A 21,655-nucleotide genomic window follows, 5' to 3' on the forward strand; every position below is an offset into this window, starting at 1 on the left:
TAAATACTAAAATCCGAAAATAGATATACTCCGAAATTTGAGAGAATGATATGAAAAAAATCATAATAAATAAAACATATACTAGTAATATAAAACGATTGAACTATATGACTTCAGTATTAATTTTTCATAATTTCAGACATATATTTCAAGTGTAAAAAATATGTGAGAGGTGGACTATGGCACAAAATAAAGTTCTATGTTTAGTGGATGGTGAACATTATTTTCCAGTAACAAAATCTGCAGTAGATAAGATAGAGTCAAAAGGATATGATGTTAAATTATTATTATTTATAGGTGGAACAGAAAAGCTTAGAGACAATAATGTTGAAACAATATCTGAAATATTTAATAAACCAGTAATATTTGGACAAGATCATAAAAAAATTCCATATGACTTAATTGAACAAGCTATAATTGATTATGATGTGGATTATGTCTTTGATTTATCGGATGAACCAGTAGTTAATTATTCAAAAAGATTTAAAATCGCAACAGTGGTATTGCAACATAATGTACCATATAAAGGTCCTGATTTTGAGTTTAAACCATTAAAAGAATATGATGTACTTGAAAATCCTTCATATAAAATATTAGGGACAGGTAAAAGAATTGGAAAAACTGCAGTCAGTGCATATACTGCTAGATTGATAAATACTGAAGATAAGTATGATCCATGTATTGTTGCTATGGGACGAGGCGGTCCGGAAGTTCCAGAAGTTGTTCATGGGGATGAAATAAAATTAACACCTCAATATCTTATGGAACAATCGGATATGGGAAAACACGCTGCTTCTGATCATTGGGAAGATGCATTATTAAGTAGGGTTTTAACAGTTGGTTGCAGACGTTGTGCTGGAGGTATGGTTGGACAAGTTTACATAACAAATATGGTTGATGGAGCAAAGTTAACAAATGATTTAAACACTAATTTAATTGCAATAGAAGGAAGTGGGTCAGCAATTCCTCCAATTAAAACAGATAAAAATATAGTATTAGTGGGAGCTAATCAACCTATTGAAACAATAACAGAATATTTTGGGCCGTTTAGAATTAAATTAGCTGATTTAATAATTATAACTATGTGTGATGAACAAATTTGTTCTAAAGAAAAATTAGATAACTTAATGGAAGAAATTAAGAATATTAATCCGGATGCAGAAATTATTCCTACAATTTTCAGGCCTTATCCTGTTGAATCTATCAAAAATAAGAATGTATTGTTTGCAACAACTGCTCCTGAATCAGTACAACATTTGTTAAAAGAATATCTTGAAGATAATTTCGATTGTAATGTTGTTGCAATATCATCTAATTTATCTAATAGGCCTCTTTTACAGGAAGATATTGATAAGAATATAGATAATGTTGATATAATGTTGACAGAAATAAAAGCAGCAGCCATAGATGTTGCTACAAAAGTTGCATTAAATAAAGGTTTAGAAGTGGTATACTGTGATAACATACCTATTCCAATTAATGATGATTATGATTTGGATAATGCAATAATGAATATTGTTCATAGAGCTGTTAATGATTTTAACAGTTAATCTTATTTTTTTTAAAAATTTTTACCATAAAGTATTTATATAAGTTCAAACACCTTAATAATCAATACCTTTATTATAAAGTAGAAATATATTATAATATAGTTGGAAATTTAACATTTTGAAGTTATTTTCATAATAACATATTTTATTAATTATCAATTTTTTTACATCAGTCTAGAAACACGGTTTTAGATAATTATTCATTAAATATCAAATCAGTCTATAAAAATAATGAAATTTAAAAAAATAATATCTAAATTGGAGGATAATTAATATGGTACAAAATACCCAACAACCATTAATAGTTCTCGCTGATGGTTCAACAAGGACAGTTGGAAGTCAAGCAACAAGAAATAATATAATGGCTGCAAAACTATTATCCAACGTATTAATTACAACATTAGGTCCAAGAGGAATGGACAAAATGTTAGTAAACACTATTGGTGACGTAAAAATAACCAATGACGGTTACACAGTTTTAAAAGAAACTGAACCAGATCATCCTGCTGCAAAAATGATAGTAGACTTATCAAAAACACAGGAAGAAGACTATGGTGATGGAACAACAACAGTAGTAGTAATAGTTGGAGAATTATTAAAACAAGCAGAAAAATTAATTGACCAAGGAATACCTATATCAACAATAGTTAAAGGTTTCGAAGCAGCAAAAAACAAAGCATTAGAAGTATTAGATGATATAGCAATTGATGTTAGTAAAGAAGAACTAATTAACATTGCAAGAACTTCAATGTCAGGAAAAGGATCATTCACAAATCTTGATTCAATGGCATCCAAATTAGTCACAGTATTAATGGACTTAATCGAAAAAGATGCAATAGATAAAGACATGATAAAAATCAGAAAAATCCATGGTAAAGGAACAGCAAATACAGAAATAACAGAATCAGTAACTGTTGATAAAGAAGTTCTAGAACCAGAAATGCCACATGACATAAAAAATGCAAAAATCTGTTTACTCCAATATCCTATTGATGCAAGAGAACTACAAAACAGTGCAAAAATCAAACTAACAACACCTGGAGAATATCAAGCATACCTTGATAAAGAAGAGGAAATGTTAGAAGAAGAAGTACAAAAAATAGTTGAATCAGGAGCAAATGTTTTATTCAACAATAAAAAAATCAGTGATCTTGGACAACACTTCCTAACAAAACATGGAATCATGGCAGCAAAAAGAGTAAAATCTGGCGACCTTGAAAGATTAGCAAAAGCTACCGGAGCAAATATAGTTAACAATATACGTGAACTCACTAGTGATGACATTGGAGAAGCAGGACACGTATATGAACGAGAAGTATACGAAGACAGAGAATACATATTCGTAGAAGACTGTAAAAATGCAGGTACTCTAAATATAATCGTAAGAGGAAGTACAAAACACATCACAGATTTACTAGAAAGAGCAATAGAAGATGCAATTGGTGCTGTAACACAAACAATCAAAAACAATAAAGCACTCCCTGGAGGAGGAGCTTCTGATATGGCAGTAGCAAAAGCATTAAGAAAATATGCAGAATCTTTCACAGATAAACAACAATTAGTAATCAAAGCATATGCTGAAGCATTAGAACAAATACCATTAGCTTTAGCAAAAAATGCAGGAATGGATACAATTGATGTATTAACTGAATTAACTGCAGCTCAAGAAAAATCAACAAATATGGGTGTAAATGTAATAAAACGTGAAATTACAGACATGACAGAAGATAAAATCCTTGATTCACAAAGCGCCAAAAAATCAATGATGGATTCATGTACTGAAATTGCAGCAGAAGTACTACGTATTGATGACGTAGTAGCATCACGACCAGAAACTCCTGTAGGAGGAGACATGCCTGGAACACCTAACCCATACTTATAATAAGATAAATTCATTTTTATCTTATTAAACTTCTTTAAAACTATTTTTATACATTATTTACTATTTAAAAAATATAATAATAATTTTTAATAATATTAAATAGATATATTACTATAATCAGTATTGTTGGAGGATTAAATTGCTAGAAATAAAAAAATTAAAAACAGAAGACTTTTCAAAATATTCCGAACGTATTGAAATGGATTCAACAGAAGTACTACAACCAGTTCAAGAAATTATCAATAATGTTAAAACAAATAAAGATAAAGCATTGCATGATTACACACTAAAATTCGATAAAGCAGATATCAAAGAACTAAAAGTACCAGAAAAAACAATTGAAGAAAGTATAAACAAAATAAGTCCAAAATTAAGAAAAGCATTAGAAGATGCAAGGGACAACATAAGTAAATTCCATAAAGCACAAATACCATCTGATTGGACAATGGAAGTAAAAGAAGGAGTAAAAGCAGGTCAAATAATACGACCATTAAACAGAGTAGGTTGTTACATTCCTGGAGGAAGAGCAGCATACCCATCATCAATCCTAATGACAGTAATTCCAGCAAAAATTGCAGGAGTTAAAGAAATTATATGTTGTACACCTCCAGATAAAGAAGGTAATATAAGCGATGAAATATTAGCTGCAGCATACATTGCAGGAGCAACACATATCTACAAAGTTGGAGGAGCTCAAGCTATAGCAGCAATGGCATATTCAACAGAAACAATACCTTCAGTGGATAAAATAGTAGGACCTGGAAACATATTTGTCGCAACAGCTAAAAAATTAGTATATGGAACAGTAGATATAGAATTTCCGGCAGGACCATCCGAAATGCTTGCTTTAATAGATGAAACAGCAAATCCCTCATATATTGCTACAGAAATTCTATCACAAGCAGAACATGATCCTAATGCAGCAACAATACTAGTATCTACTTCACAGGAAGTAGCAGAAGAAACAGTTAAATATGTGGAAAAATATCTTGAAGTACAAGAAAGAAAAGAAATAATAAAAGAATCATTATCTAAATATTGTCATATATTAGTTGCTGATGATATTAAACAAGCAATAAACTTCACTAATACTTATGCTCCAGAACATTTAGTTATTGTAACCAAAGATCATTATAAAACATTAGAATCAATACATAATGCAGGTTCAATATTCTTAGGAAATTTAACACCAGTAGCTGGTGGAGATTATGGTTCAGGAACAAACCATGTACTTCCAACTAGTGGAGGCGCAAGAATGTACTCTGGTTTATCAGCAGAATCATTCATTAAAAAACCAACAATACAAGAATTATCTCCAGAAGGAGTTAAAAATATTAAAGACATGGTAATTAACCTAGCAGAAGCAGAAGGTTTATTTGCTCATGCATTATCTATTAAAAAAAGGGCAGAGGATGTTGAATAAATTTCACATCTCTTTTTTTATTTTATTTTTTAAACAAAAACTTAACATTCATAAAAAACATAATTATATATTATTGTAAATAATTTTTATCCAATCATATAATAATTTATACAGGTGAAAAAGTGACAGACATATTTGAAAAATGTAAAAGAACTCATTATTCATCAGAAATTTCCCCAGAATTAGCTGGAGAAACAGTTAAAGTAACAGGATGGGTACATGAAATAAGAGATCTTGGTGGAATAGTATTTGTATTAATAAGAGACAAAAAAGGAATCACACAACTAACAGCACCAAGTAAAAAATTATCTGAAGAAATGATGGCAGATGTAAGAGCTGCAAGAAAAGAAACAATCATCACAGTAACAGGTACAGTACAAGAATCTGGAAAAGCACCAAATGGTGTTGAATTAATTCCATCAAACATAGATATAATCAATGTATCTCAATTACCATTACCATTAGACACTACAGAAAAAGTAGATGCAGAAATGGATACTAGATTAGATGCACGTTTCATGGATTTAAGAAAACATGATGTAAGTGCAATATTCAAAATCAAAAATGAAATGTTACACACAGTACGTAACTATTTCTATGACAATGACTTCACAGAAATAACAACACCTAAACTAGTAGCATCTGCAACAGAAGGTGGAACAGAATTATTCCCAATCACATACTTTGAAAAAGAAGCATTCCTTGGACAAAGTCCTCAATTATATAAACAAATGATGATGGCAACAGGATTAGACAATGTATTTGAAATAGGACAAATCTTCAGAGCAGAAGAACATGATACATTAAGACACTTGAACGAAGCATTATCTATAGATGCAGAAATGTCTTTCAGAAGTCAAGAAGATGTAATGGATTTATTAGAAAATTTAATTAAAAACATATTAAACAATCTACAAGAAAAATGTGCTCCAGAATTAGAAGATTTAGGACATGAATTAGATGTTCCTTCAGGTGCATTCCCAGTAGTTCCATATGAAGAAGTAATTGACATAGTAAACAGTCAAGATGTTGAAATGGAATATGGGGAAGACTTAAACAGAGCAGCAGAAAAAGTTCTTGGAGAAACAATGGGCAGTTACTACTTCATAACAGAATGGCCAACAGCAATAAAACCATTTTATGTAATGCCAAAAAGTGACAATCCTGAAAAAAGTACTGCTTTCGACTTAATGTACAGAGATTTAGAATTATCAAGTGGTTCTCAACGTATACATGACTATGATTTATTATACAGTCAAATTGAAGCTAAAGATTTAAATCCTGATTCATTCGAAAAATATTTACAAGCATTCAAATATGGTATGCCACCACATTCTGGTTGGGGTATGGGTGCAGACAGGTTAACAATGGTTTTAACCGGTGCAAAAAACATTAGGGAAACAGTACTATTCCCTAGAGATAGAAGACGACTAACTCCATAATCTTCTATTTCTTTTCAAAAAAGGTATATTTGGGAGATTATTAACTTCTTATTCAATTTTTTCTTTTGATTCAATGTAAAGGTATATCCTTTCTTTTTCAAAGTAGTATGTTTGATCTTCATCTATTTCTTCAGCAATTTCATAAAGTATTCTATTTTTTTCTAATTGTTTTAATCGTTTAATAAATTCGTCATATTCATGTTGGCTAGTTTTATCAGTATACACTCTATTTAATCCATAAGTAGTCCAGTCTAATCCGTCCCAACCAAGCATTCTGAAGTCATCTGGTTTTATGATTATTAGTTTTATCAATACCTGAAAATCATCTTCTTCGTATTTTCCATCGAGAACAGTACATTGAATCTCTTTATTTGTTGACAATATTATTCCTCATATTTTTTTTGATTTGATTACTAGTTTATAGGATTCTTTTGTTTCTTCTTCGTTATCTTTTATTTCTTTAATGTCTTGCCATATGTTTCCGTGAACCATGTAATCATGTACTCTTGTTATAAAGTCTTCAAATTCTTTTGTTTCTTCTTCATTATCTGGTGATAATTTGTGCAGGTCTATAAAATCTTTTAACCATTTGCTACCATCATAAAAATAATAGTTAGTGTCATATTCATTATTTGTATTGTATTCAACTTTGCATTTGATATTATATTGATTATTTTCTTGGTCTTCGATGGTATATTCATATGTTTCTTTCATTTTATCACCTTATATCTATTATATGTTTTATTTTTTTTAGTTAATAAATTAAGCTTGTAATAACTTTATTATCTTTTGTATGATTTAATCACAATAAATATATATTTATAATTACAAAATATTATTAAATATATTTAGGTTTGATTATTATTTTTTTTTAAGAAGGGACTCAAATGAAATCAAGAATAAATAGTATTATTAAGAATTTTAATAATACAATAAACGGCACATCTGTCCATAACTTGTCTTCCAAGGAAAGCTCTGGAGATACAAGAAAGATTTACCAAATAGATGAAGCCGGAGATTACATAGAAACAACATACAAAGGGATAACAGTATACATCAGAGAAAATTATCCTTATTATAATCCTCAAAATGACAAAGTATACTATTCAAAAGAGGAAGAAGCAGAAGATTTATACAAAATAGCAGAAGAAATGAATAAATCTTCATTAGAAACCCTAAATGATTTATAATTTCATTAATAAAACTTTTTTTAGCATTTTTTAATTACTTGAAGGTCATATCTTTGAAAAATTATGCAGTACTAGATATAGAAAATCCAAATTTTAGACAAAACTCTATATGTGCAATAGGAATTATACTAGTTAAAAACAATCAAATTATAAAGAAAGAATACTCATTAATCAACCCAGAAGACACATTTGACAGAATAAACATTGATATAACTAAAATAACACCTCAAAGAGTAAAAAAAAGTCCTACACTACCAGATTACTGGCCAAAAATAAAAAATTTACTAATAAATAACATAGTAATTGGACATAATGTAATCTATGATTTAAGAGTACTTTCTAAATCATTACAAAGATACAATATACCTATTCCTGATTTTGATTATATATGTACATTATCTTTATCTAGAAAAAACTTAAAACTATCCTCATATAAACTCGAAAACATAGCCAAAGAATTACATATCAAATATAATCCACATATAGCAATAGAAGATGCAAGAGCAGCTCAAGAATTATTCGAATACATTAATAAACAAAACCAAATATCTTCTAAACAGGTAAACCATTATCATTTTGTTCCAAAAGTACATGAAAAATATGATCCTAAACTATCCACAAATATAAATAATCTTTATGGTATGATTAGAGTAATACTTTTTGAAGAATATATAACAGAACCCCAATTTGCTTTATTTGAAGAATGGTATATCAATAACAAAAAATACAACCAATACCTTATATTTCATAAAATAAGTTTAGTACTTAAAACAATAATAGAAAAAGGATATATTGAAGGATCAGATAAAAAAGAATTAGTAAACATAGTAGATTTTGTACCAATATCAAGTATTTATTCAAAGAAAACACTTAAAAACCAAGTATTACAAGGAATAATTAAAACTATAACCGCAGATAATAAGGTAACAATAGAAGAATTAACACATTTAAAAGAATGGTTACTCCGAAATAATTCATTAAAAGGAACTTACCCTTACGATAAAATACTTATTATAACAGAAACAATTTTAACAAAAGCAGTAATTGATTTTAATCAACAAGAAAAATTAGCAGATACATTTAAAGACTTAATAACACCAATCAAAAATACAAATGAAACTTTTGAATTAAAAAGTAAAAACTTCTCCTTATCAGGCGAATTCAACTATGGAAACAAAGAAGATATTATAAAAATATTAGAAAAATATGGATGCACATACAAATCATCAATATCTAACAAGGTGGATTATTTGTTTGTAGGAGATTTAGGAAGTCCTGCATGGAAATATGGTAACATGGGAGGAAAAATAGTCAAAGCACAAAAATTACAGGATCAAGGCGGAAAAATAAAGATAATAAGTGAAAAAAATTTATTTAATAACTTAAAAAACATTTAACTTTTATAGTAACATTCAAATTTTCATTTATCTGGCCTGTTTATCTAGAATGTACGGTTTATCCTAATAAAAAGAGAATTTTAAATCAAATTATCCCTTAAATAATTATTAGACATAACTTAATTATTAAATTCATATTTAATTTATTTAATGCTTTTTTTCACATATCTCATTTAATATTTTCTTTTAATATTAAAAATTATTATAAAAAATCATTATATTTTAATAATATGATAAATAAATTATATATTATACTATTAAATATTGTATTGAAAAATAGGAGGTTAATTAGATGGCAGATCAAGTACATAAAGAAATTTTAAAAACAATTTCTGTTTTAATGACAACAGCTTTCGCATTTGTAGCAGGTTCTGCATGGAATGAAGCAATTCAAACTTTAATTAAAGAATTCATTGGTACATCCGGTTCAGCTGTATCCAGTATGTTAATTTATGCTGTTGTAGTAACAATTATTGCAGTAGTTGTAACTTTATTCATTGGAAGATTAGTCGGTAAAGCAGGTATCGATATTGAAGAATAAGCAAATATTTCTTGTTTAATCTTCTTTTATTTTTAATTTTTAGAATTAATTAAATTAACAGCTTATTTTTTATCTAAAAAAAGATAATTTTTTTAATTTATACTTAACTATGCATATCTATTTTTTATACATAAAAAGTTAATTTTTGTGAACTATTGTAAAAAGAAATTAGTCTGATTATAAATCACAAAAATCATTTCTGGCTTTTATCATAGCTTGTATATTTTTTAATTGTGTGTTTGGGGAGATCATGCACCCTGGACTAAGAATGTCTATTCCTTTGCCTAATATATTTAATGTTTCATTATAAATTTCTTTTGGAGTTTTTCTAAACAATGTTTCATTAGTAGAAATATTTCCACAGATTCTAGTTTTTGTGTTTAATTCTGCTTGTATCTGTTTAGCATAAGTAATATCTACCTTTTCAGCAATACTTATTCCTTCAAAACCACAAGTTAATACTTCTTTTAGTGTAGAAGTTATGTCTCCACAGATATGTAATACGGTGGGTGTCTTTGAATAGTTTGCTAACTCTTCTAGAAAAGGTTTTAATATTTTTTTGAATAAATGTGGTTCTAATATTGATTGTGTAGCATTAGGTTCATAGATTGCGATGATATCAATGCCTATCTCATCATAGAATTTAATTTCTTCCATTAGACCTGTTGTAATAGAATATAATGCATCTTCAACATCAACAATATTTGTATTTAATTGTTTTATAACACCTTCTAGACCTTCGTAGTAAATTTGTCCTAAGAGTGTGAATGGTCCTACTATGGAACCGATTATTGGAATTTCCTCATTATAATTATCTGTTAAGATTTTTGTTGCTTTTTCTAAAGTAGGAAATCTTGCATTATTTGTAAAATCTTCGGGTATTTCTATGTATTCCATTTGTGTAAATGGTGTATCTATTATTTCTTTGGTATTTGTTTCTTTTAGTTTAACAGTGCATCCTAATGCCTCTGCTTCAAAACATAAATCAAAAGGTAATGCTATACTTTCAAATCCACAATATTCATGGCTTATGGAGGCTATTTTTGCTATTTGTTCGGGATCATTATGTAATTGTGGGAAAGTTATATTGTTTTTTTTAGTTATTTCTGTTAGATTTACTGCTGAAAATGTAGTGCAGGGTATCCATTCTATTTCATTTAATGTTAATGAGTTATATAAATTGTTTTTTGTATTAATTTTAATCACGATTTATATTCAATTTATAAAAAGAAAAAAAGTTTGGGGATGGGGATTATATTCCAAAGTATTCGTTTCTTGCTTGAACCATTGCACGTACGTTTTCTGCTGGTGATAATGGTGCAATCATACATGCTGGTAATAATACTCCTACATTTTTGTCTAGTGCTACTTTTACTTCTTCTTTTACTGCTTCTGGTGATTTCATGAATAATGTATCTGTTACTGAAATGTTTCCACATACTACAGTATCTGAACCTAATCTTTCACGTACTGCTTGTGCTTCGTTTATGTCTACATCATCTGCAATACTTATTCCCTGGTAACCGGTACTTAGCATGTTTTCTGCTTGTGGAAGTGAGTTTCCACATATGTGTAATACCATTGGGATGTCGGAGGTATCTGTTAGTTCTTCATGTAGTGGGTTTAATAATTGTTTGTATAATGGTGGTGCTAATAGTTCTGGTGCTCCGTTTGGTTCATATAATACGATTGCATCCATATCTAATTCATTATATAGTTCTATTTGTTCAATTAAAGCAATGTTTACTTCATCTAATGCATCTTCAACAACATTTATTTTTGTGTTTATATCTTTTAATACTCCTTCTATTCCTAGACATTGTCCTAGAACGGTTAATGGACCACTCATTGCTCCTACTATTGGTACGTCTTTATCATCATATTTTTCATGTAATATGTTGGTTGCTTCTACCATTGCAGGGAATCTTGCATTGTGGATGTAGTCTTCTGGTGCTTCGAATGTTTCTATGTCGAATGGACAGTTGATTGTTGATGATGAGTTGTCATGATCAGTTAGTGCAATTTCACATCCTAATGCATCTGCTTCGAAACATAAATCGAATGGTAAAACCATACTTTCTAATCCTACATGTTCGTATGCACTTGCTGCAATTGTTGCCATGTCTTCAGCATCAGTATGTCCTTTTGGCCAGGAAACTCCTTCTTTTTCCATTAATTCTATCATACATGTTGCGGGAAAAGATCCTACTGGAGTTACTTCATTATCTTCTGTTGTTAATGCTGCTATTAAATTATCTCTTAAATTAAGATCCATATACATCACATCTATTTATTATTATGAAACTCAGACGATTATCCTTTTTTCAATTACCAATAGTAAACCAATTATTTTTTTTTTAAACACTCTGGAGTTATTATATGTATAATGTTACACATTCTTTAAATTCTAATAATCGTATGAATTTCTACTTAATAGTATGTTTAACCTATTATTCATATTTTTTAACAAATTTTAAGACAATTTAAAGCTTAAAAATCAAAATAAGTTGTTTATATCAATTTATTATTTTTAATTTTATAATCAATTTCAAATATTTTTTTATAGATTAAATTATGATTATTTACTTAAATTTAAAAGTTAATACATATTTTGAAATTTTTATATTTTTTCAAATATACTGTTTATATTATAAAAAAATATGTTACTCTAAGAAAAAGATGGTGGATACAATGATAATAAATAAAATATATTTCTAAAAAAATTAAAAATATAATATAAAAAAGTATATAATAAAACATTAAAGTTAAAAGATATTAAACATTATTTAAAATTAAATATGTGTCATCTGACATGGATTCAATTTCTTCAAATAATTTATTTCCCCATTCTATAAATTTCGGATCATGGGAAATAACTCCAGCATTAGTATCATATGTTTTATTATTATTATATAAAACAAACATTACCTCTTCTTCGGATATAGCTAAAGATAACTTAATATTTTCAACCGATTTAACTTTAACTGTCCTATTTTTCAAGGGACTAGATTTAATCTCCTTTTTGTTCTGAATTAAAAATTCTTTAATATTATCTGGTACTAAAATTTTTAATTCAGTCGTTGTATCTGAATCAATTTCAGTTGTTTTCCTAAATTCAGGATGTACATGCGTGAAAATAATTTTAACACTTTTTTCTGATGTCATATTTTTGGTAAAGTTATTGACTACTTTGTATGGATTTAAAGGTGTATTATGTATGATTTCATAGTTTTCACTCAAAGGTAATTCTTCAAGAACTTTTATTTTATTATTTTTCACATAATGATGATTAATATAATCTTCAAAACAATCTATATTTTCAATAGTTTTGTTTAAATAAAGTAAATTTATCATCTTCTTTTTAACTGAATTTTTTATATGGTATTTATCGTTTAATTTTGTTATTAATCCATTTTTCTCTAATTGTTTAATGTTGCTTGATATTGAACCGTAATTGATACCCTTATCACTTAATTCTCTTGCATTCAAATCGGATTTACATAAATTGGACAAAATCTTCAATTTTATTTCTGATCGCACCATAAATTTAATCTCTTTTTGAATTGTATCATATTCCGTTATATCTTCAAATACCATTCTATACACCTTTTGTATACTGTTTTAATTTTTATTTTTATTTATTTATATTGTATGAGGTGTTTTTTGTCAATTTTACTTTATTTTTCTTAAATTTTATTTTTAAATCACTAATATCGCACATTTTATATTTTAATTATGATATAGATAATATTAATAAGAATTCTAGCTAACATATAATAAAATTTTGGGTGATTTTATGGGATCTGATGAAAATTTATTATTTAATCAACAATCGTTTGAAAAAATACAGTATTTTTTAACTAGTACTTTTCGTGTAGAGATTTTGTTGGAGTTGTATGAATCAGATAAAACAGTTAAGAATCTTAAAGAAATTCTTAATAAATCTGAAAGTAATATTTTACATTACTTAAAAGACTTTGAAGATAAAGATCTTATTGAACGAAATAAAGAGTTATACACTTTAACTTCTAAAGGTTATTTCACAATCAGACATATTGTTAAACTAATCAGTAACTGGGGAAGTATTAATTCCAATTTAGATTTTTGGGATAATCATTTATATGATAAATTACCTTTACCATTTGTTTTAAATATGGAATTATGGGATAATTCTTCAATAGTAGAAAATGATAATCTCGATTATAATAAGCCATCCCATGTTTATTCAGAATTAATATCAAAATCTAAGCATATAAAAGTAATATTGCCTGTATTATCCACATATCATTTAGAAGCAATTCTAAATTCACTAGAAAAAAATGATGGAACATTAGACTTAATTACATCTAATATCCTTTTAAAAAATATATATGCCTCCGAGCTTCATGAAAGGTTTTTTAAACTAAAAGGTAAAGGAAAAATCAGATTATGGGCAGTAAATCAGGGAAGTAGATTGAATAAATTTTTAACTTGTACCGAAAAATTTTCATCATTATTCCTAATATATGATAATGGAGTTTATGATGACTCCGTAATGTTATTAAACGAAGATAAAACGAATGTTAAAAAATTAAATAATTTATTTGATTCATATAAAGAAACTACGCATCCTCAATAGAATTTATCTGATCAAATTAATATTTTGAATGAAGGAATACACATGAATAAAATAGTTTTACTTTCAAATTATCTTAGAAAAGAAGGAATGCCAGTAAGTATTAGAAGCACGTCATTAGCAATGGAAGTAGTCGAAACATTAGGTAAATCAATGACAGTTAACGAATTATATAACTCACTGAAAGTAATATATGTTAAAAACCTCGAAGACTATGATAAATTTGACAGAGTTTTCAATAAAATTTTTACAAACGTAAACATAAAATCTAGAAAAAATAACAGAAAAAAACAGGATCATGAAGAAGTAGTACTAGAAGAAGTAACTGGTGAAGACTTAATATTTAATCAAAATGAAGATCTAGACCAACTTGAACAATTATATGATGAAATGATAGAATATAACTCTGAAACTAAAGCATCTCAGGGAAAATTAGTCAATCAAAGTATGTTACTATTAGATAATTTTGATCAAAGATTATTTGAGTTATGCAAAAAACTCAGCAGAAAAATAGCCAATAAACGTTCAAAAAGAAGAAAAAAGAATAACTCGCACCATATTGACATGACTAGAACAATCAGGGCAAACATAAAAAATGGGGGACATATAATGAAATTAATATATGATAAACCTCCGATGAAAAAGACAAAACATATCTTTCTATGCGATGTTAGCGGATCCTGTGAATGGGTTACATCCTGGTTTTTCTTATTATTATACGGATGCATAAACACATTTGATAAAGTAAAAGTATATGACTTTGACAACAGATTAATTGATGTAACAGATTTATTACTAAATGAACACTTTGGAACTATAGGACAAGTAAATGTAGCACAACGTAGCAAGGGAATATTATGTTATGGACAATCAGACATGGTAAAATCATTTAAAGAATTTCTTGATGAGGCAGAAATAACTCATCGTACTGATATCATTATATTAACCGATTGCAGGGACTGGAAAGGAAAACGAGTAAATGGAGTATTAGAAAGTGCAACACTCATGAAACATATGGTACAAAAAGCAAATCGTGTCATAATATTAAATCCTGAAAAGAAAATTAGGTGGAATAATGCCACAAGTTGTGTACAAGACTACGAAGATGTAGGAGTCGAAATATACGAAACTTCTAGTCTTGATAAATTTGAAAAAGTAATAAGTCAATTATAAATTCACCAATCCTTTTTTTAATATTTTTTATTTTAATAGTTAGAAGTAATCTTTTCTTATTTTAAAAGAAGACAATAATAAACTCTCCTGTAAATCACAGATTATAAAATATCGCAGATCCAGCATATTTCTTCTTATTTAAATTTTAACAGAAACTGTATTATAACACACATATAAGACTATTTAATATGTTATAATTATGATATAAGTACTGATATAATTATCTACTTATTCAATAGTAATTCTGGATGTTCTAAGTATTGTTCTACTTTTTCATAGAATAATTTGAAATGATATCCAAATATGAATACATGGCTTGCAGTTAATGAAATAGGGATTTTTCCATCAACTAGTTTTCCCCAAGCTATAACGGGCATTAATTGGTTAGGTGAGGCTATGATGTTGGTCATTGAGTCAAAGTTTATCCAAGGAATGCAAGATAAGTTACATATAGGTAGTATGTCTCTTAATGATGGCTCAACTAGGAATTGATTGTTTTCTATATTTTTTTTCTTATTTTCTATATATTCATTATATTTTTCTAATGATCCTAGTTCTGAAAGAGGGGGGATTTCTATTTCTCTAATGCTATGGTCTTCTTGCATTATTGGACTAATAGCATTTATCTTTTCATACTCGTAGACTTTGCCATCTATTATTCTTCTTTTAAATTCAGGTATTTCATTTATTGCTTCTAAGATGCATGATGCAGTCATGTTGAAGAAAGGTATGTTATTTTTTTTAGAATATGTATATGTTTTTTGAGCATTTACTCTTACTGTCATGGAGTATCTTGATGTTAGAAAATCTTGGAAAGGTAATTCTTCTACTTTAATATCTAATTCTGTTTTAGGATATTGACCCATTTTATTATTCTCCTTTTTGTGCTAAATTATATATACTTTATTTTATAAATAATCATATAATAAATTTAGGAAATTGAGAAATATGTGTATATCAGTAGCAGTATTTGCTTCTTTAATTAGAATATAATATTCGATTTTTTGTTGAATTAATGAAGATTAATTAAAATTTAAATATAAGGGCACTCGCTCGACAATTTTTAAATCAAATACTCACTGTAATCATTCTAAAATGCACATATTTACTTATTTAATGCTATTTTTTTTAGAAGATTATATTATTATTTGCATTGTTATTATATTAAAATATTGTCCATATATTTACTTTTTAATTAATTTTTATTTGTATTTTAGAATTTTATATGTTATTTAAGGAGTAAATTATATGAAAGAAAAATTTTCAAAAAGAGAAGAAACTGAAGGAGTAAATTTATTAAGAGGAAATCCAAAAGAAGCAGTACTAAAATTATCAATACCATTGATGTTATCAATGATGATAATATCGTTATATAATATTATTGACTCTTTTTGGATAGCAGGATTAGGGGCAGATGAATTAGCTGCAGTAGGATTTGTCATACCACTTGAATTTTTAATAATCAGTATAGGAACATCAATGGGTGCAGGTATAACATCTGTTGTATCAAAATATATTGGACAAAAAGATGATAAAATGGCTGATAACTCAGCAACACATTCAGTCATATTGTCATTAATAGTCTCCATAATTGTAACGGTTATATTTACAGTTTTCATGAAAGAATTACTTATTTGTATGGGTGCAAGAGGCATGGCTCTTAATTATGCAATGCAATATGCACGTATATACTTTGTAGGAAGTATATTTGTTGTAATGCCAAATGCTTTATATGGGCTGCTAAGATCAGAAGGAGATAACAAACGTACAATGTATGTAATGGTATTTTGTGCAGTAATAAATATGATACTTGATCCAATATTTATATACTCACTTGATATGGGAATGTTTGGAGCAGCATTATCAACGGTATTATCATTAATAATGGTGCTTTTTGTAATAATCTACTGGATTTACATCAAAAAGGACACTTATCTAAAACCAACATTATCTCACTTTAACTACAAACCGGAAATATTCCGAGATATACTAAAAGTAGCCATTCCATCTATATGTGAGATGATATTTATAACATTTATCACAGCTATGATGCACTTTATAATACTTGCAGTATCAACAACAGATTCAGTAGCAGTATTTGAAAATGGATGGAGAATGGTAACACTTGCAACAGAACCAATGATGGCAATATCTGTTGCATTAATCTCAATAATTGCAACAAACTATGGAGCACAAAAATATGAAAACATGAGGATAGCTTATAATTACTCTATGAAAATAGGAACAATATTAGGTGTACTATCATTAGTAGTATTTTTAGTATTTGCACCACAAATTGCATACATATTCTCCTATGGAGAAACAAGCATAAGACTATTTGAACCAACAGTAGAATTCTTCCACATATTTGCATGGTTCTTCATAGTGTTCCCAGGAGGAGTAATATCCACATATATGTTTCAGGGTCTCGGAAAAGGGACAACGTCTCTTATATTCACAATAATCAGAGAAGCAATATGTGCAACACTGTTTGCAGTACTGTTTGGAGTAATACTAAAATGGGGAATAAATGGAGTATGGTTTGGAATTCTTGTTGGATATACTATTGGAGGATTAATAGCAATAATATCTGCAAATAACTATTTAAATAAACTAGTAAAAGAAAATAAAACAGAAAATACCTCTTAATATTTCCAATCAATCAGTTGGCTACCATTTATAGCCAACTCCAACTCTTTTTTAATTCAATTTTAATTATAATTCTTTGAATACATTTAATTAATAATATTCATTAAGTATATATGATTAAAAATAGGTAATTATTCATATTCCTATCTAAATATAAAAATCGCAAAATGATAAAGAACATCATTTCAAGTAAGAAGATAGAGGGGGGGGGAACTGTAAAACTACCATTTATGCATATTAACAGACTTTGAAGAACTAACAATACATGATACAACAATAAAACCAGATAAAAACCAAAGTGCAAGCATAGAACGAATTAAATGCTACAAACACATAGAATACATAGAAATTGGTGAAATGTACAACATATTCAGTAAAAACGTAGTACTAAGTAAAATTTGATAACTATGCAAACAGCATAACATGACAAAAAAGGAACCAGTACAAGATAAATGTATAAATCCGATTTTGATTATTTTTTGGAAGAATTTGATGATAAATTTAAAAAGGAATGAATAGGATCAGTTTATATGATTATAATATATTATGGAGGCTAAAAATGTCTAAAGAATCTGAAATATTTTTAAGAAAAATGTTTAATTATTTTAAAGAAAATAACTCTAAAGGAAGATATTTACATTATATGCCCGAAAAAGAGTTTTCTGAAATATTGGCACCGTTAACAGATTTTTTCAAAGAAATGGATTATGTTACTTATGATTCTAAAAAAGCTACAATCACGATGATAACTAAATCAGGCCAAGTATATGCTCTTAAAGATATAATCTCTTTTAATAATAATTATTCAGAGGACCTCTGTATTATTGGTGTGGGTAATAAAGTATCATCAGTTAATCATGATGCAGGTGGTGCAGTTATTGGATTTCAAGTAAACATACAGAAATATAAAGAAATTATAGAGGAATATGGTTATGATCCAGACTTTGAAGATAACGATGAAGAATTGGATGAGGAATATATTGACCGTATTTTGTCTTTATTTAAATCAAATAATATTAAAAAGCAAGATATTTAATTATATCTTATTTTTTTAATATTTTCTGTAAATATTTGCTCTATCATCCACATCTATAAATTCAACAAATTTTTTCTTAGTATTAACATAGTATACTATTCTATAGTTTCCAACTCGATATCTTTTACATTTTGGACATTTTTTACTTTTTAATTGTCTATTTGTTGAATTGAATGGATTTTTGGTTATAATGTCTAAACTATTGAGTATATTGTCATATAGTTCTTTATTTGTTTTTGAGTATTTTGATAGCTTTTTTAAGAATAATTTTGTTGGTTTTTTAGAATATTTCATATTGTGCCTTCAGATTCTAATCTTTCTAGTTCTTCATCAATGTTATCAAAGTCTACTTCGATTATATCACTGTAATCTTCATTTTCTATTTTTTCTATGCATTTGTTATAGTAGTCTGCTTGATCATCTTCAAATTCTTCAGAATATTGTTCGTTATGTTCATTAATTAATTTGAGAATAATGTCATTGTATGTATCTTTTTTATTACCTATTTCTGATAACATTGAATGTACTTCTTGTGTTACTTTAATTGTTTTCATCATATTTCTCACTCATTATTATTGTTTACACATTTTATTCTTAGTTTTATTTTTTCTATTATTTATACTTGGTGTACTTTTTCTCCTTCATTTTCATTTTTTCATTACTTTTATAATTTGATATTACTTCATGTATATGTAATGGTTGATTTTTACTATTTTAGTAAGTTTTCTATTTTTCAATATTTTTCATAAAATGAGTTTGTTACTTTTTGTCTTCTGAGTGGTTAACATTTTTTTGTATTACTTTTTAGCTTAAATTCACCTAAAAAGTATTACTTTTTATCTATATTATTTCGTTATACATAGATATAACGAAGTAAACTTTCAAATTTTTCTTTTGATCAAAAATTCTTCCAAAAATAGGGGTAATTTAGATTCATTTTTCATATATGACATATACACCAACAACTTAATATTTCGATTTTCAGACATACATTGCAAGTGTAACTACTATTTTTCTCATTTTCTACTTTATCTTTCCTACTATAAAAAGGAGTATCTTTTTTTCATTTTACTAAACTCGTTTATCCTCTCTAAAAATTTATATTTTTTATATTAATCATAATATTTTTATTTTCTATAACATCAATAATAAAATATAAATAATTTTAATTTTATAATTCTGTAAAATATTAAGTTGATCGTAATGAATTCACGTTTCAGATGAAGTTCATAGAATTATAACAAACATGGATAATAAAAAACAATCTTATAATGACATAATATACTGATAGAAAAAATATGGTCATGGAAGAATTTTCTGAAGAAGAATCTATAATTATTCAATATCTTTAAATAATAGCAACAAGAGATTTTACTGATAAAAACTTAGTCTTATATGAATCATTTTTTTTTAATATTTTTGGATTTGTTGTTCATTTTTTGAATACGTTTTTTGTTGTTTTTATTTTGGTTTTTTGTTTATTTATTTGTTGGGTATTGTTTGTATGTTGTGTTTTATTTTAATGGTTTTGTTTTTATTTTGGTTTTTGGATTTGTTGTTCATTTTTTGAATACGTTTTTTGTTGTTTTTATTTTGGTTTTTTGTTTGTTTATTTGTTGGGTATTGTTTGTATGTTGTGTTTTATTTTAATGGTTTTGTTTTTATTTTGGTTTTTGAATACGTTGAAATTTATATAAACAATTAAAACTATAGAGTTGTGTTTATATGTCAATAAAAATATTTTTAAGTAGTAATCTTAGTGAATTCATCGAGGAACGTTTATTTATTTAAAAAAGTTTAGCTGAAGATCCCTTATTGAAAAATTGGATAACTATATTTTTGTTTGAGGAAGATGTTGAATCATCTTCTCCTCCACCAAAAGATATTTATGTTTCAGAAGTCAGAAATTCTGATATTTATATTGGTTTATTGGGTTATACTTATGGTAATATTACTGAAGAGGGAATATCTGCAACAGAACTGGAATATAACGAATATAAAAAAATAAAATCGGATTATTTTTTCTATGTTAAATGGATGAATAAACGTGAAAAGGAAACAAATGAATTTATCAAGAGAATTCAACAAGAAACAACTTATACAACTTTTGATTCTAAAGAAGAATTGTTAACAGAAATAAAAAAGACAATTATTTCTTATATGAATAAACGACTTTCATCAGACCCTTTTGATGAATCAATAATTAAAAATTCATCATTGGATGATGTGGATATTACATCATATGAAAGATATTTTGATTTTTTAAGTAATCAAGGTTTAAAATCTTTAAAAGGATATAGAGAAAAAACTGAAATTTTACAATATCTTCATGCAGGTGTTTTGATGGGTACCACATTCCATTTAACTAATGCTGGTGCATTATTTTTCAGTAACAATATTAAAAAGTATAATATAGAACATGAAATTAAAATGGTTCGATTTGAAGGAAAAGATAGATTAACTATTATTGATTATCAAGAATCTCATGCACCCATTCCTATTTTATTAGATGATGTTGAAAATTTTTTCAAAAGAAATACGAGGCATGGAGTAATAGTAAAAGGTTTTAGAAGCGTTTCTATCCCAGAGTATCCATTTGAAGCTATTAGGGAAGCAATTGTTAATGCAATTGCTCATAAAGATTATACTATTCCTGGAGATACAATAACCTTTTATATTTACTCCAATAGGATAGAAATAATAAGTCCCGGCAGATTTTTAGTACCTGTGGAAGATTAAAAGGCGATTACAGGTATT

At 27.3% G+C, this 21,655-nt stretch carries 20 protein-coding genes; 12 read left to right on the forward strand and 8 right to left on the reverse strand.

Annotated features, from left to right (window positions below; translation table 11 throughout):
- The first annotated feature begins 179 nt into the window (after nucleotides 1-179).
- The 4 genes from PXD04_RS12475 (at nucleotide 180) to aspS (ending at nucleotide 6,297) form a co-directional block, all read left to right on the forward strand.
- Nucleotides 180-1,550 carry a 2,3-diphosphoglycerate synthetase gene (locus PXD04_RS12475; RefSeq protein ID WP_323737202.1) on the forward strand — a complete coding sequence of 457 codons (1,371 nt, stop codon included), beginning with the start codon at nucleotides 180-182 and terminating at the stop codon, nucleotides 1,548-1,550.
- 274 nt (nucleotides 1,551-1,824) lie between these two features.
- Entirely contained in the window at nucleotides 1,825-3,432 is a 1,608-nt protein-coding gene (gene thsA / locus PXD04_RS12480) for a thermosome subunit alpha (RefSeq protein ID WP_323737203.1), read from the forward strand.
- A gap of 199 nt (nucleotides 3,433-3,631) precedes the next feature.
- On the forward strand, nucleotides 3,632-4,855 hold the full coding sequence (gene hisD, locus PXD04_RS12485) for a histidinol dehydrogenase (protein WP_323737426.1): 1,224 nt from the start codon (nucleotides 3,632-3,634) through the stop codon (nucleotides 4,853-4,855).
- Nucleotides 4,856-4,977: 122 nt separating this feature from the next.
- Nucleotides 4,978-6,297 (forward strand): aspartate--tRNA(Asn) ligase, encoded by a 1,320-nt coding sequence (aspS, locus tag PXD04_RS12490; RefSeq protein ID WP_323737204.1) that lies wholly within the window; start codon nucleotides 4,978-4,980, stop codon nucleotides 6,295-6,297.
- Nucleotides 6,298-6,345: 48 nt separating this feature from the next.
- Here the strand turns inward: aspS and PXD04_RS12495 are convergent, their stop codons facing one another.
- Together PXD04_RS12495 and PXD04_RS12500 are read right to left on the reverse strand one after the other, a co-directional pair.
- Nucleotides 6,346-6,678: a hypothetical protein gene (locus PXD04_RS12495; RefSeq protein WP_323737205.1), complete on the reverse strand. Its 333-nt coding sequence runs from the start codon at nucleotides 6,676-6,678 to the stop codon at nucleotides 6,346-6,348.
- A 9-nt stretch (nucleotides 6,679-6,687) separates the two neighbouring features.
- Nucleotides 6,688-7,011: a hypothetical protein gene (locus PXD04_RS12500; protein WP_323737206.1), complete on the reverse strand. Its 324-nt coding sequence runs from the start codon at nucleotides 7,009-7,011 to the stop codon at nucleotides 6,688-6,690.
- 173 nt (nucleotides 7,012-7,184) lie between these two features.
- On the opposite strand from PXD04_RS12500, the gene PXD04_RS12505 reads away from it, so the two are divergent.
- From PXD04_RS12505 to PXD04_RS12515, 3 genes are all read left to right on the forward strand, one after another.
- Nucleotides 7,185-7,487 carry a hypothetical protein gene (locus PXD04_RS12505; protein ID WP_323737207.1) on the forward strand — a complete coding sequence of 101 codons (303 nt, stop codon included), beginning with the start codon at nucleotides 7,185-7,187 and terminating at the stop codon, nucleotides 7,485-7,487.
- Between the two features lie 53 nt (nucleotides 7,488-7,540).
- Nucleotides 7,541-8,884 (forward strand): exonuclease domain-containing protein, encoded by a 1,344-nt coding sequence (locus PXD04_RS12510; RefSeq protein WP_323737208.1) that lies wholly within the window; start codon nucleotides 7,541-7,543, stop codon nucleotides 8,882-8,884.
- 292 nt (nucleotides 8,885-9,176) lie between these two features.
- Entirely contained in the window at nucleotides 9,177-9,425 is a 249-nt protein-coding gene (locus tag PXD04_RS12515; protein ID WP_323737209.1) for a DUF5654 family protein, read from the forward strand.
- A 177-nt stretch (nucleotides 9,426-9,602) separates the two neighbouring features.
- Here PXD04_RS12515 and PXD04_RS12520 read toward each other — a convergent pair whose 3' ends face one another.
- The 3 genes from PXD04_RS12520 to PXD04_RS12530 form a co-directional block, all read right to left on the reverse strand.
- Entirely contained in the window at nucleotides 9,603-10,631 is a 1,029-nt protein-coding gene (locus PXD04_RS12520; protein WP_323737210.1) for a uroporphyrinogen decarboxylase family protein, read from the reverse strand.
- A 46-nt stretch (nucleotides 10,632-10,677) separates the two neighbouring features.
- Nucleotides 10,678-11,700, reverse strand: a complete 1,023-nt coding sequence (locus tag PXD04_RS12525) for a uroporphyrinogen decarboxylase family protein (RefSeq protein ID WP_323737211.1) — start codon at nucleotides 11,698-11,700, stop codon at nucleotides 10,678-10,680.
- A gap of 500 nt (nucleotides 11,701-12,200) precedes the next feature.
- Nucleotides 12,201-13,022 carry a helix-turn-helix transcriptional regulator gene (locus PXD04_RS12530; RefSeq protein WP_323737212.1) on the reverse strand — a complete coding sequence of 274 codons (822 nt, stop codon included), beginning with the start codon at nucleotides 13,020-13,022 and terminating at the stop codon, nucleotides 12,201-12,203.
- 199 nt (nucleotides 13,023-13,221) lie between these two features.
- On the opposite strand from PXD04_RS12530, the gene PXD04_RS12535 reads away from it, so the two are divergent.
- A complete protein-coding gene (locus tag PXD04_RS12535) occupies nucleotides 13,222-14,043 on the forward strand; it encodes a helix-turn-helix transcriptional regulator (protein WP_323737213.1) in 822 nt (273 codons plus the stop codon).
- Nucleotides 14,044-14,085: 42 nt separating this feature from the next.
- Nucleotides 14,086-15,213, forward strand: a complete 1,128-nt coding sequence (locus PXD04_RS12540; RefSeq protein ID WP_323737214.1) for a VWA domain-containing protein — start codon at nucleotides 14,086-14,088, stop codon at nucleotides 15,211-15,213.
- Nucleotides 15,214-15,437: 224 nt separating this feature from the next.
- On the opposite strand, the gene PXD04_RS12545 is transcribed toward PXD04_RS12540, so the two are convergent.
- Nucleotides 15,438-16,079 carry a CatA-like O-acetyltransferase gene (locus PXD04_RS12545; protein ID WP_323737215.1) on the reverse strand — a complete coding sequence of 214 codons (642 nt, stop codon included), beginning with the start codon at nucleotides 16,077-16,079 and terminating at the stop codon, nucleotides 15,438-15,440.
- A gap of 382 nt (nucleotides 16,080-16,461) precedes the next feature.
- On the opposite strand from PXD04_RS12545, the gene PXD04_RS12550 reads away from it, so the two are divergent.
- Together PXD04_RS12550 and PXD04_RS12555 are read left to right on the forward strand one after the other, a co-directional pair.
- On the forward strand, nucleotides 16,462-17,862 hold the full coding sequence (locus PXD04_RS12550) for an MATE family efflux transporter (RefSeq protein WP_323737216.1): 1,401 nt from the start codon (nucleotides 16,462-16,464) through the stop codon (nucleotides 17,860-17,862).
- 559 nt (nucleotides 17,863-18,421) lie between these two features.
- Nucleotides 18,422-18,898: a hypothetical protein gene (locus PXD04_RS12555; protein WP_323737217.1), complete on the forward strand. Its 477-nt coding sequence runs from the start codon at nucleotides 18,422-18,424 to the stop codon at nucleotides 18,896-18,898.
- Between the two features lie 15 nt (nucleotides 18,899-18,913).
- On the opposite strand, the gene PXD04_RS12560 is transcribed toward PXD04_RS12555, so the two are convergent.
- Nucleotides 18,914-19,192 (reverse strand): type II toxin-antitoxin system RelE family toxin, encoded by a 279-nt coding sequence (locus tag PXD04_RS12560; protein ID WP_323737218.1) that lies wholly within the window; start codon nucleotides 19,190-19,192, stop codon nucleotides 18,914-18,916.
- Nucleotides 19,189-19,455, reverse strand: a complete 267-nt coding sequence (locus PXD04_RS12565; RefSeq protein ID WP_323737219.1) for a hypothetical protein — start codon at nucleotides 19,453-19,455, stop codon at nucleotides 19,189-19,191. The genes PXD04_RS12560 and PXD04_RS12565 overlap by 4 nt, the downstream gene beginning before the upstream one ends.
- 1,282 nt (nucleotides 19,456-20,737) lie before the next feature.
- Between PXD04_RS12565 and PXD04_RS12570 the strand changes: the two genes are divergently transcribed.
- The gene (locus PXD04_RS12570) at nucleotides 20,738-21,637 is read left to right on the forward strand and encodes a DUF4062 domain-containing protein (RefSeq protein WP_323737220.1); all 900 of its coding nucleotides are present in this window, start codon (nucleotides 20,738-20,740) and stop codon (nucleotides 21,635-21,637) included.
- Nucleotides 21,638-21,655: the final 18 nt, after the last annotated feature.

Source organism: Methanosphaera sp. ISO3-F5, assembly GCF_034480035.2.
Classification (GTDB): domain Archaea; phylum Methanobacteriota; class Methanobacteria; order Methanobacteriales; family Methanobacteriaceae; genus Methanosphaera.